Here is a 12,474-nt window from a genome sequence, read left to right on the forward strand (position 1 = left end):
TCTCCCATGGGGTGATCAGACACATGGCCGCACAGCTGCAAATCCCCGCATCCACGTAACCACTAGACGCATGCCCCGCACCGTCGCACCATGGCAGGCATGCGCATTGAACAGCTCACGCTCCCCACTGCCGACGTTGCCGCCACGGCCGCCTATTTCGCCGACGTGCTGCAGCTTCCCGTGCATGACGCAACGGTCACGCTCGGCTGGAGCCGGCTCCACCTCGTCCCCGCAGGCAACCTCCCCGTGGGCGGCGTCCACCTCGCCTTCAACGTGCCGCACAACCGCTTCGCCGCCGCCACCGCCTGGCTGGACGCGCGCGCCACGCGCCAGCGCAATGCCGAAGGCCAGGAGCATTTCACCTTCGAAGGCCGGTGGGATTCCGAATCGATCTACTTCACCGGGCCCGATGAGCTCATCCTCGAACTCATCGCCCGCCGTCGCCTGCCCGCGTCGGAACGCACCGGCGCGTTCCACGGCAGCGAAATGACCTGCATCAGCGAAGTGGGCGTGCCAACCAACGCCGTCGCCGCGCTGCAGACCCGGATTGAAACCACATTCGGCCTGGCGCCGCTGTCCACGCCCACGCCTTACTTCGCGCCCATGGGCGATGACGAAGGCCTGCTGATCGTGGTGGATGCCACCCGCCGCTGGTTCCCCGAGCAACGTTGGCTGCCCAATGCACAGGGCCTGCAGGTGCGGCTGAGCGGCGTGCATGCCGATGCGGTGCTGGAAGATGCCGCACTGGGCTGGCGCGTGCAGTCGGCGTAAACCGGCGCTACCAGCTGCCCGAGGCGCCCCCGCCGCCACTGCGCCCGCCACCGCCGGACCAGCTGCTGGACGAGCTGGACGAACTGCTGGACGAACTGCTGCTGGAATCGCGGTCGCTGCGCCGTGTGCGCCGCCCGCCCTTGCCCCGGCTGCCCGGCTGCGGGCGCTGGTGGAAGCCCATCACCATGGTCCAGGTGATGTAGAGGAAGAAGCCGCCGGCGATCACCATCACCAGGCCCGCATCATCGCCGAACTTCGAATAGGTGCGATGGACCAGCCACGCGTACACCGCCGATACCCCGCACAGGAACACCAGCCGCACGAAGAACCCCAGCTTGCCGGTGCGCCAACTGGTGCGTAGCGCGGCCACCCACAAGGTGGCCAGGCCCACCGCAATGGACAGCACGAACACCAGCAGCAAGTGCAGCGCCAGGCTGGGAACCGGCCTGCCCATCGACACACTGGCTACGCTTGCCCCCACCGCGGCCACCAGCAGGAACGACAGCACCCAGCGCGCCCGGCGGCTGTCCACCCACAGCCAGCCCAGCACCATGGCCACCGGCACCAGCATGCCCATGGCGATCGCCAGCGCGGCGGTAGCACCGGGGGTGATCAGCGCGCAGGCCAGCGCGCCCACGCACACCACCGCAAGCATGAGCGACGGAACGCGCCACCAGCGGCTGGGCACGCCACGCTGCCCCGCGCGGCGGGCCCATGCGCCCAGCAGCGCCCCGGCCAGCAGTGCCAGCGCCACGATGCTGTCGCCACGGCGCCAGTCCTGTGGCAGGCGCACCACGTTGTCGGTCTCGGCAGGCAGCGGCAGCGCCTCGCCGTCGATCAGGCCCACCAGCAGCGCGCTGCCATCGAGGATGCCCTGGCCGGGTTCGCCCTCGCGCAGCCGCGGAATGATGGCCTGGTCGATGATGCGCTGCGCATACGCATCGGGGATGGCCCCTTCCAGCCCGTAACCGGTCTGGATGCGCACGCGGCGGTCGCCCATCGCCAGCAGCAGCAACACGCCATCGTCCACGCCCTTGCGGCCGATCTGCCATTGGTCGAACACACGCTGCGAATAGGCTTCGATGCCCTCGTCACCGGCGCTGTCGACCACCAGCACCTGCAGCTGCGCACCGCGCCGTGCCTGCAGCTCCAGCGCCTGGGTGCGCAGTTGCTGGGCTTCATCGGCCGACAGCACCTGCACGGTGTCCACCACCGGATCGTGCAGGTCAGGGATGGGGGTGGGCGCGGCCAGCGCCAGTACCGGCAGCAGGCACAGCACCATCACCCACTGCCACAGTTGCGTCGTCCTGGCGTGCATCACAGCGTCCGGTTGCTTGATGCCCGCATGCTACGCGATGCGCCGCAGCCCGGCGCAAACGAAGAAGCCCCGCATCACGCGGGGCTTCCGGGGGCGGCCGTGCCGGTGGCCGTCACTCTTCCTCGTCCTGCCACCCCTGCTGCTGGTTCTGGTTGCGCTGCTGCTCGTCCTGCTGCTGTTGCTGCTGGTCGCGTTGATTCTGGGAATCCTGCTTGCGCTGCTGGGTCATGGAAGGTCTCCGGAGCCCACCGGCGGAATGCCGGGGGTGGGGCAATGCTGTGCAGCGCCGGGTTAAGGACGCGTGGGAGAAACCTCAGAAAATCGTCAAGCCAGCCGCACCCGCACGCGCCCATGCCGCGTAGTGCCTGCAATGGTTGCGTTTGCGGGGGAATGGCCGTGCATATGGCGGTGCGGAATGGCCACATACCACTCCGCCCGCCGTGCCTGCTCAGCTGCGTGAATGGGTGACCTGTGCAGCAGCGAGGCGGCCGCCTATGATGGCCGCCACCCTCGCCCCGCCCGGAAAGGAATGCCCCATGCGAGGACTCACGCTCAGCGCCGCCTCGGTTGCCGACACCGACGTGCTGCACCGCCTGCTGCAGCTGTATTACTTCGAAGCGTCGGCATGGAGCGGCGAGCAGATCGCCCCCGACGGCACCTACGACTGCGCCCGCGCCGATGTGGAAGCCAACCTGCGCGACACGCCCACCTGGGCGCAGCTGCTGTGGCTGGACGGCGTGCTGTGCGGGTTTGTGCTGGTGGACGAGGTGGAGCACGAGGGCCACCACATTCCCGAGCTGGCCGACCTGTTCGTGCTGCCCACGCACCGCGGCAAGGGCATCGCACGCGAGGTGGTTGCGCGCCTGGTGCTGCCGGGCAGCGGCCGCTGGTTGCTGGCCACGTTCCGCAACGACACGGTGGCCCATGCGTTCTGGCGCCGGAACCTGCCGAAGATGGGCCTGACCATCGAGACGCCGGCGCCGCCCGACGACTCGGACTTCCACTTCTTCCTGATCAGCGCAGCGTAGCCCCCGCCTGCACGCCTACGCCGACGGCGGCTCGCGGTCGGCCACCGCGTTGAGCCAGGCGCGCTTGAGGAAATCGCGCACGGCTTGGAAGCGCGGCGTTTCATACAGCGAGCGGTGCGTCCACAGCCACACGTCCTGGGTGAGTGCCGGTGCATCGCGCACGCGCACCAGGCCGCCCACGTGTTCGGCCACCGTGCGCTCAATCACGCCCAGCCCGCCGCCGGCGGTCACGCCGTCCAGCACGCCCACCGAGTAGTTGCAGCGCAGCCACGGCCGGTTGGCGCCGGGCAAGGTGCGCAGCCAGCGCTCCACCTCGAACTCCACGCGCGGTTCGTCCAGCCCCACGAATTCCAGTTCATGCCACGCCTGGTTGGCGATAGCCGCCTGCCGCCGCGCGGCGTAGGCCTGGTTGGCATACAGCGCGTACTCCACCCGGCCCACGCGGTCACCGCGCAGGTCGGTGGTGTCGGGCGGGCCGTAGCGCAGCAGCGCGTCGGCCTCGCGGCGGGCCAGGTTGTAGGGCTCGCGCGAGGTGAGCACCTCCACGCCCAGGCCGGGGTGCAGGCGGTTCAGCCCGGGCAGCAGGGTGATCAGCAGGAAGCTGGCCCATTCGTCGGCATTGATGCGCACCGTGCCCACCAGCTCCTTGGGCGTATCGGCCTCGCGGGCGATCTCGTCGGCGGCCTCTTCCATCTGTTCGGCCAGCGCGAACACCCGCTGCCCCAGCTCGGTGGGGATGCAGCCGGTGGACGTGCGCTCCACCACCTTGCCGCCCAGACGCTCTTCCAGCGCATCCAGCCGGCGCGACAGCGTGGCCGTGCTCATGCGCGCAGCCTTGGCGGCTTCGCGCAGGGTGCCGCCGCGCACTACTGCCAGCAGCACCATCAGGTTGTCCCAGGGAAAGTGTTTCATATATGAAACGGCCGCCTACGATATTGGGGGTTTTTCACCAATTTTGAAACTTATACCATGGCCCCCGGGCGCGCTACGAGCGTTGATCGCCGCCCCCTCCCCCTCCTCCGATCCGCTCCCCGCGCTCCCGGCCCTGCCGGCGGCGACCATCAGGTGCTGCACCATGAAAGCTGAAAAGACCCTCTGGGACCGTGTTGTCCACGCCGTGCTGTTTGAAGGCATTGCCCTGTGCCTGTGCGCACCGGTGATGTCGTACGTGCTGGGCAAGTCGCTGTTCGACACCGGCGTGCTCACCATCGCCCTGGCCACCTGCGCCATGCTGTGGAACATGCTCTACAACGCGATGTTCGAGCGCGTGGAAAAGAAGTTCGGGTTCAAGCGGACCGTGCCGGTGCGCATCGGGCATGCGGTGGGCTTTGAAGGCGGGCTGGTGCTGGTGGTGGTGCTGCTGGCCGCGTGGTGGCTGTCCATTTCCTACTGGGATGCGTTCCTGTTGGAAATGGGGCTGATCGCGTTCTTCCTGCCTTACACGTATGTGTACAACCTGGTGTATGACAAGGTGCGGGAGCGGTTGGTGCGGCGGGGGGAGGGTGGGCGGGTTAGTGAGGCCTGATAGGATCCTTGTCGTGGGCACTCGTGGCACACACTAGGATGACGAGCTCCTGACTAGTGCTTTTCGTCTGGACGGAAACAGCTCGCCAATCGTGTCGCCGTGATGTTGCTGGATGAAACTCTCTGCCGAGCGAAGTGCGTCGCTCGGCCCAATGCAATAGACGGCGAGGCCAGAGTGGCGTGGCGACAGCGTTTAACGTTCCTGATGAAACCAGAGGATTTGGGCTCTTCCGGGGTCGCGTCCATGGGTGGATCACGGCAACGCAACCGACAGCTTCGTCGGCACCTGTAGCAGAGTGCCCAACGGCTGTGATATGAGTTCCACACCCTTCGAGTGGGTGCTTTCAGGGATTTGAAAGATGACGTGGTTAAGTAGAACTACGCGGCGCGTGCCCGCCTGTGATGGAGCGCTCAGGAGCAAGATGCTCTGGCCGAGTTCCTTGCCTGCCTGGCTCTGTTGCGTCGCGCTGATCGGAATTTTGGTCTCGTCTGCAAGCGGCCAGACCGTCACCTACATCCATACCGATGCATTGGGTTCGGTGGTGGCCGAGTCCGACGCCAATGGCAATGTGATCAAACGATATGACTACGAGCCCTATGGGGAAGTCGTGGCAGGAGAAATCACAGATGGACCAGGCTATAGCGGACATGTGAGCGACGCAGCCACCGGGCTGAGCTACATGCAGCAGCGCTACATGGATCCGCAGTTGGGCGTGTTTCTGAGCGTTGATCCTATAACAGCCTACGAGCAGCCGATTAATCAGTTCAGTCGGTATAGGTATGCGAATAGCAACCCGTACCGATTTACCGATACTGACGGTCGTCAAGCAGCAGAACGTTTCGTAGAGCAGCATCGCAATGACATGCAGGCTGGCAACGGAGCAGTCTACGAGCCGCTCCAACCATACGCTGTCGCCGCTACGGGGTTAATGCTTGCTCCTGTAGCGGTGGAACTTGGTCTAGCCGCAATGGCTAACCCAGGTGCAATGGCCGCGGCCACCAACATAGCTGCGGAGATGGCTGGGGTCACCGGAACCGTGGGTGCCGCTGGCCTTGCCGCCAAGGAGGTAGGGCCACTGCTGCAAGCTGCTGGTAAGCCGTTCAACGCAAGCGGCCTTTCCGTGGCTGCGCGAAAACTCGAACAGCACGCCACTCGTCCAGGCGGAACCTTCGCAGCTCCGACAGGAAGCGTGGCACAGAAGAATGAAACCGCTAGCCGCGTTGTAGAAGGGCTCCTGAAGAGTCCAGATACCGTCAAAAGCTCCCTGAGTGGCGGAGGGGTCGAGTACAGAATCGCGAGCGGTCAAGGGGTGCGGTTCGAAGCCGATGGAGCGTTTAACACGTTTTTGGATCCCAAGAAAAAATAGGTGGAACATGACAAGGTTTTCAATTGATTACGTGAGTCCGATGGACTTTGAATCGCTCGCCGCTGAAATATCATTCGACTCACAGCTTCTATGTCGCATCGATCAGGAGCGCGTTGATGGAGTACTTGAGATCGAGTTCTTTCATCTGACTAGAGCTATTGAGGCCGACGTAAAGATGAAGTTCTCTCTGCCAGAGTTCCTCAAAGTCATTGAGGAAACTTGCTCGGACCTGCGTGCGACTCCTTCCTAGATTTACTCTTCATCGCGGCGGGGCGGGAAGGCATCGTAGTCCTTCAGCTGGCCGCGTGGTGGCTGTCCCTTTCCTACTGGGATGCGTTCCTGTTGGAGATGGAGCTGATCGCGCCCTTCCTGCCTTACACGTATGTGTACAACCTGGTGTATGACAAGGTGCGGGAGCGGTTGGTGCGGCATGGGGAGAGTGGGCGGGTTAGCGAGGCCGGGTGATGTTCGGCGTATGCACCATCGCACGCGCTCCTGAAGGCGCGCCTGTCTGATCATACCTTCTGACGGGTGCGCCATTCCTCTTGATCGTTTTGCTGTCCCCTGCGGATTGAGCGAAACAATGCTGGGGCCAATGCTCCCCTGGAGAGACAAGGACCCAGACTCAACGTTGCTCAGCAAACAGGCGGGCATCCGTCAGCAACGGCACGCCTGGAGGTGCTGCGGCCCACGCGACGCTTGAACCCAATGACGCCAGTGGCATATAGCCACCCAGATCGGTCGAGGAGTGCATCGAACTTGGAAGTTCTGCAACCGGCACGATGGTACCGATAATATTCATCAAGCGCGTTGGGCAATTGCCGGTATCCTCATCGTGCGGGCCCGCTTGAAATCGTGCAGCACCGCTTAGATTCGCCTAACACCTATCCCACGTACGATCTTCTCCAAAGCGGTCTTCTATATTCCTTGCAGGCCGGTCGCCGTCTGCACGAGTTCAGACATTCGTGGCGGAGGCTCCTCCATGTGTCTGGCGAAGTTGCTGTACCAGCTCATCCTCCGGTACGAAAAAGGCAGGCCCGGGCATTTCTATGCGGTGGTAGTGAACCGGTAGGCCGTAGTGTGTTCGCAACTCCGATAGGTACAACTCGGTTGCCACATCCAATTCTGGTTCCGCCGCTACATAAAACCGGGCTGGTTGCAGCCCTGGATGGCGGTGAGCGTATTCCAGTAGCTGGCCCAACGCCTGCCGCACAGCACTCGCGGCGTTGTTAGCCACCTTGATCTCGTAGAGATCTCCTCCTTGCTTGCGGTGCTGCGCCGACAACACCAGCACATCGAAAGTTCCGCCGGATCCAACCGGCTCCTCAACCCGCACCATCCCTGGTCGAGCGTGTTCCAACTGGTTAGCCAAGAACGCCGACAGTAAGTTATGGCGCAAAACGATCCTACGCCGATGTGCCGGCAGGTCCGCATACGCCTCGCTGGCGCGAGGAGTGTGCTTCTTTGCCTTGCGAGGCGTTTGCTGAGTATCAGTCCTTGCAGCTAAACGCGTATGGACAAACCAAGGGAACATATTACGAAGCAGGAAGTCCCCCTTGAAGCAATCAAGCTCTTGCAGGTGCTGCGTCAACGCCTGCGCAACCTCTGCCCAATTTCCGCTTGGAGCGTGGAACCCAGTATTCTCCTCGAACCACCCCAGCACCGCCGCCTGCCTACTTTCGTCCACCAAGGTGTGGTAGATCTTTGGGTGTAGGGCAGCGAACATTCTCGCTACCAAAAGGTACGGCGTTTTTGCCTGCCGTCCCAATGCACGTTCCGCTGTCAACTGTGAAATGGTCAGATGAAATTGGGCAGGGCTACCATCTGCATATGCATCCCTCATCAACTGCATCAGCAGCATCCGCGAGCGCTCTGCGTTCTCTCGCCCAAGCAAGCCCTGTCCAGCATTGCTGACGTGATTGTCCGCATCCAGCCAGATGATCGAGAACGCTAGGTCAAGGTCGCCGGCGACGATCGCAGCATCAAGCCTAGCCACCGATGAACGGTACTTGGGCCACCAGTAGTAGAGTTGTGGGTTGTCGGATGAAAGAAAGCACTGCACCAACCATGCCGCGTCCTCGCTCAGCTGGTGTGTGATCGGTGCGACAGGCAAGGTTCGTCCGACCCAATTGCTGCTCACAACCCCTAACACCTCCAGTAAGGCGACTTCATCCGCGATGTCAACGGCTATTCCCGCAGCTCTTCCGCCCGACTTCAGGCAAAAGCTCGACATGTTCGCATTGACATAGCAGAGGTTTGGGCGCCGTCGTGCGACATCGGTATCGGCAAATCCCGGGAGCGTCACAGTCTCGGGGTGCAACACAAGCGGCTGCCTGCGTACCACCTTCCTCGGGTCGTTAAAACGGCCCCTCCCATCCTTTAGATAGAGACGCTGCCCGGGCCTATCCGGATGCTCAAACCCTACCGCATGCGTTTTCAACTCAACCTGCTTGAATCCCAACTTTCCCAACAGGGCTTCGACTTCAAAGGAGTCCAGCACACACACCTCTCGATTCAGGTCGTGACGCCTAGCAGAACCCGACGTTGGCGCCGAAGTGATAGCTACTAAGCTTCTGTGCCGCCAAGGTGCGCCGCGCAACAGTGCCGCACGAATTCTCCAGTAGCCCGCATCAATCCGCCAGCTGATAGGTCATTACCGTGAGCCCTCCACCTGGCGCGACCGGGGCGTGGACCAGACATAGATCGCACGCGGAAGAGTTGGACACCGACACCTCCGGATCTACCTTCTGTGCGTCGTCAATTGACTGACGTTCTATCCGTAGTTTGCGCATCGGTGCTTTCAACAGCCTTCTTAGCTAGGCTCTTCGCGTTCTTGGAGAGAGCCTTTCGTATGCGCTGCTGAGCATCCTTGACCTTCTCCCCATCAAGCACCTCTCGTTTGAGTATCTCGTTATTGAGCAACTCAACGATCGCCTCAGGCTCGATCTTCAACTCAGGGAACAAGCGACGCATCTCACGACGTACCACCGATACAACTGGCTCAGCCAGAATGACCTGCGCCACAGTGAACTTGTTGAGTACAGAGATGTGCTGATGGTAGAGACCCATGGCATCGGAGGTAATGCCTTCTCTACAGAGAAGGAACAGGCGTCGCTGATCCTCTTCATTTTTCAAGTTGATGTCTGCAACGCAGAATGAAGAGACAAGCTCATACTCGATTGGCTGTCCGAACTTGATTCGGTACAGACGCCACTCCAACGCATTCGTGAGTACGATCCACTCAATACCCTCGTGAGCGCCATAGTTGATGGCCTGCCGAAGATGCGTCTCGTTGAGGGCTATCGCAGCAGCCTTCACCTCGATTAGCACGCGAATCTTTCCGTCGATCTTCACCGCAAGGTCGCAGAACGTGCCACGAATCTGCTGCTCGCTAGTCAGTTCATTGTATTTGTCATAGCCGAACACCTCGGCGAGCATATCCTTGACCAGAGTCACCGTGTCGGCCTCGGACACATCCCTGGTCTTGTGGGAAATCGCAACAGCAACCAGAGATTTAACAGTAGCCGGCCAGCGATCCATCACCTTCTTCGGAATCTTCAACATAGCCCCCCCTTTCCTTGGCAGTTTCCGCATATTGGCGGCTTGGCGAGCTTCACGCAACGCCCCTTGGGAAATCCGCCCGGTCCATTGGTCGAAACGCGAAGTCTAGCTTCGCTCGCGTTACCGCCTTTCCGGCGCCCCAGATGGATTTAGGTCACGTCCACCAGTAGCGGAGTGCGCCGTTCCTCCCTGGCAGCAGCGCGAAATATCGGGATTTTGAATAACCGAATCTGCGCAGTACGGTTGCTCCGCAAAGGAGAACCCTCATGCCCATCAAGAGCTTTGGCTTAGCCGTCCTGTCAGCTACCCAATCGGTATGTGTCTGCACCTGCAACAACATCAAGATCCCTGTCACCACCGTGTGGATGGCATCGGATCATTGGCCAGAGCGCACCAATGCGGCCGCGCTAATCGATGCCTTCACAGCCACCAAGAATTCGCGCACCCGCCACCCCACCATCACCCCCACCTCTCCAAACCCCCAACTCCAGTTCACCGCATCGTTCGCACCAGCTGCGACCCCCTGCGAGCTTCATCCCACTTCTGCACATCCACCGCACTCCACTTCGCATCATCGCGAATGCTGCCCGCCTGTTCGGTTGACCCTCTGCATACCCGAACGCATGGTGCACGCATGAACACACTCACGCGCATTGCCCTGCTCGGCGACGTGGCCAGCATCCGCCAGGGCCACCCCTTCCGCGGTGCCATTGCCGCCGTGCCGGAGGGCCCGGTGCAGGTCATTCAACTCAAGAATCTTGCCCTGGATGGGCTGCAGGAACGCGACCACCTGCTGCGCACTGCGCTGCGTGCGCGCAAGCCACCCGACTGGGTGCAGGATCAGGATGTTCTGATCGCCGGGCGCGGCAATCACCCGCTGGCGATGCTGCTGCACAACCCGCCAGAATCCACGGTGTGCAGCCCGCACCTGTATGTGTTGCGGGTGTGCACGCCCGATCTGCTGCCGGCCTTCCTGGCCTGGCAGTTGAACCAGCGTGCGGCACAGGCGTACCTGCGCCAGCAGGCGGCGGGGTCGCGCCAGCAGAGCCTGCGCAAAACAGCGGTGGCGCAGTTGCCGGTGCACGTGCCCCCGGTGGCGCAGCAGCGGCGCATTGTGGGCATTGCCAGTGCGGCGCAGGCCGAACAGCGCTGCCTGGAAGCGCTGATCCACATTCGCCAACAGGAGATTGCCGTGGTGGCCGAGCAGGTGTTGCAAGGGAGTGGCGTATGAAGACGATGGCGGGCCTGCCCGGTGCACACGCCACGCACGCCGCGCTCAGCGCAGCGCGCGAGCCCCTCAACGACGCCGCCGATACCAACGCGGCCACTTACCTGCTGTTGGCGCTGTTGCTGCTCAAGATTGCCAGCGACACCGACGCCGCCGCGCAGGACCCGGACCAAACCTACGGCGCACCGCTGCACTGGCCGCCCACCGCGCCCGGGGCACAGCTGCTGGTGGTGCCGCCCGAGGCGCGCTTTGAGCTGCTGTTCCGCCAGCGTTTCGCCCCTGGTAATGACCGCCGCATCACCACCGCGCTGCAGCAGCTCACCCAGGCCAACCGCGCCACGCTGGCCGAGGTGTTCGATGTGCTGCGCCTGCACGATGGCTGGCCGCGCGATGCCGAGCACCGCGATGTGGCGCTCTCCCGCGTGCTGGGCCGCATGACAGTGCCGGCGCTGGACTTCCGCCCCCTGCGCGGCACCTACCGGGCCGACATCGGGCAAGCGGTGGACCGCCTGCTGGAACGCAGCCAGCCCCGCCGCAGCCCCGCGCCTGTGGCCCACGTGCCCGACCCGCTGGGCTGGCTGATGGCCGGGCTGATGGACCCGCGCGAAGACGAGACCATCTGCGATGTGGCCTGCCACCACGGCAGCCTGCTGCTGGCGGCCAGCCGCTGGGCGCGCACCACCCACGGCGCACGCCGGCACCAGTTGCTGGGCCAGGAAGAGAGCGACGCAGCCTGGGCGTGTGCGCGCCTGCGCCTGTTGTTGCATGGCGAAGACAACCACGCGGTGCATGCGGGCATGCCGCTGCTGCACGACGCCCTGGTGGATGCCACCGGGGAGCTGCGGCGGTTCCACGTGCAGCTCACGCGCCCGCCGTTTGCGCTGGCGTGGTCGCCCGAGCGCGGCATCCGCGATACGCACCAGCGCTTTGTGCATGGCATGCCGTCGCGCCAGTGGGGCCATCTGGCGCTGTTGCAGCACATGCTGAGAACGATGGACCGGCACACCGGGCGCATTGCGATGGTGGTGCCGCACGGGGTGCTGTTCCGCGATGGCGAGGAAGCGTTGATTCGCCGCAGCCTGCTGGACGCCAACCTGATTGAGGCCGTGGTCGGCCTGCCCGATCGGCTGTTTGCGGGCAGCCCGGTGGCGACCGCGCTGCTGGTGCTGCGCGCGATGCGCGACGACGAGAACGTGCTGTTTGTGGACGCGCGCCAGCTGCAGCCGGCCACCAAGCGCGGGCCTCGGCTGGACCAGGCCGCCGCCGAGCAGGTGCTCGCGCTGTGCCGCCGCCGCGAGGATGTGGCCGGCGTGGCCTGCCTGGCGTCACCGCAGATGCTGGCCCTTCAGGGCAGCAACCTGAGCATTGCGCGCTATGTGCAGCCGGGCGAGCACACCCAGGTGCCCACGCTGGAGGCGCTGCGTGGGCAGCGTGCGCGGTTGCGTTCGCGCTTGGGCGCGTTGGAGCAGGCACTGGACGGCGATCTGGCGGAGCTGGAAGAGCGGCCGGCGAAAGCGGGCTGACGCTGCAGCGCATGCTGGGTTGATTGGCGCCCGCTATGTGCATGCGTCGGTGCATTGAAACTGTTCACTGCACCGTGCAGCGGATGTGCAGGAAACGGAATGGTGCACACGGCGTGGCGCGTAGCGGCTGCGCCAGACTGCGGGCATGCGCTAT

12 protein-coding genes are annotated in these 12,474 nt (G+C 63.5%); 8 read left to right on the forward strand and 4 right to left on the reverse strand.

Translation table 11 applies throughout. The features are described from left to right. The first annotated feature begins 99 nt into the window (after positions 1–99). Positions 100–771, forward strand: a complete 672-nt coding sequence (locus AC6CHL_RS11335; protein WP_498294395.1) for a VOC family protein — start codon at positions 100–102, stop codon at positions 769–771. Between the two features lie 7 nt (positions 772–778). Here the strand turns inward: AC6CHL_RS11335 and AC6CHL_RS11340 are convergent, their stop codons facing one another. Then, entirely contained in the window at positions 779–2,089 is a 1,311-nt protein-coding gene (locus AC6CHL_RS11340) for a TPM domain-containing protein (RefSeq protein ID WP_498294396.1), read from the reverse strand. Positions 2,090–2,625: 536 nt separating this feature from the next. On the opposite strand from AC6CHL_RS11340, the gene AC6CHL_RS11345 reads away from it, so the two are divergent. Then, positions 2,626–3,117: a GNAT family N-acetyltransferase gene (locus tag AC6CHL_RS11345; RefSeq protein WP_498294397.1), complete on the forward strand. Its 492-nt coding sequence runs from the start codon at positions 2,626–2,628 to the stop codon at positions 3,115–3,117. Positions 3,118–3,132: 15 nt separating this feature from the next. Here AC6CHL_RS11345 and AC6CHL_RS11350 read toward each other — a convergent pair whose 3' ends face one another. Beyond that, positions 3,133–4,029, reverse strand: coding sequence for a LysR family transcriptional regulator (locus tag AC6CHL_RS11350; RefSeq protein ID WP_498294398.1), 897 nt, complete (start codon positions 4,027–4,029; stop codon positions 3,133–3,135). Between the two features lie 163 nt (positions 4,030–4,192). Between AC6CHL_RS11350 and AC6CHL_RS11355 the strand changes: the two genes are divergently transcribed. From AC6CHL_RS11355 to AC6CHL_RS11365, 3 genes are all read left to right on the forward strand, one after another. After that, entirely contained in the window at positions 4,193–4,642 is a 450-nt protein-coding gene (locus tag AC6CHL_RS11355) for a multidrug/biocide efflux PACE transporter (RefSeq protein WP_498294399.1), read from the forward strand. 421 nt (positions 4,643–5,063) lie between these two features. Next, a complete protein-coding gene (locus AC6CHL_RS11360) occupies positions 5,064–6,008 on the forward strand; it encodes an RHS repeat domain-containing protein (RefSeq protein WP_498294400.1) in 945 nt (314 codons plus the stop codon). Positions 6,009–6,227: 219 nt separating this feature from the next. Then, a complete protein-coding gene (locus tag AC6CHL_RS11365) occupies positions 6,228–6,473 on the forward strand; it encodes a chlorhexidine efflux transporter (RefSeq protein WP_498294401.1) in 246 nt (81 codons plus the stop codon). 490 nt (positions 6,474–6,963) lie between these two features. On the opposite strand, the gene AC6CHL_RS11370 is transcribed toward AC6CHL_RS11365, so the two are convergent. Together AC6CHL_RS11370 and AC6CHL_RS11375 are read right to left on the reverse strand one after the other, a co-directional pair. Further along, a complete protein-coding gene (locus tag AC6CHL_RS11370) occupies positions 6,964–8,508 on the reverse strand; it encodes a hypothetical protein (RefSeq protein WP_498294402.1) in 1,545 nt (514 codons plus the stop codon). Between the two features lie 257 nt (positions 8,509–8,765). After that, entirely contained in the window at positions 8,766–9,572 is an 807-nt protein-coding gene (locus AC6CHL_RS11375) for a type I restriction enzyme HsdR N-terminal domain-containing protein (RefSeq protein ID WP_498294403.1), read from the reverse strand. 263 nt (positions 9,573–9,835) lie between these two features. Here AC6CHL_RS11375 and AC6CHL_RS11380 point away from each other — a divergent pair, with 263 nt between their 5' ends. From AC6CHL_RS11380 to AC6CHL_RS11390, 3 genes are read left to right on the forward strand one after another with little or no spacing between them, the layout of a single operon-like run. After that, the gene (locus AC6CHL_RS11380) at positions 9,836–10,207 is read left to right on the forward strand and encodes a hypothetical protein (RefSeq protein WP_498294404.1); all 372 of its coding nucleotides are present in this window, start codon (positions 9,836–9,838) and stop codon (positions 10,205–10,207) included. After that, positions 10,204–10,800 (forward strand): restriction endonuclease subunit S, encoded by a 597-nt coding sequence (locus AC6CHL_RS11385; RefSeq protein ID WP_128095836.1) that lies wholly within the window; start codon positions 10,204–10,206, stop codon positions 10,798–10,800. Before AC6CHL_RS11380 ends, AC6CHL_RS11385 begins: the two co-directional genes overlap by 4 nt. Further along, complete coding sequence (locus tag AC6CHL_RS11390; protein ID WP_498294405.1) at positions 10,797–12,320, forward strand: HsdM family class I SAM-dependent methyltransferase; 1,524 nt, start codon at positions 10,797–10,799, stop codon at positions 12,318–12,320. Before AC6CHL_RS11385 ends, AC6CHL_RS11390 begins: the two co-directional genes overlap by 4 nt. Positions 12,321–12,474 lie beyond the last annotated feature (154 nt).

This window comes from Stenotrophomonas sp. GQ19 (assembly GCF_059758695.1).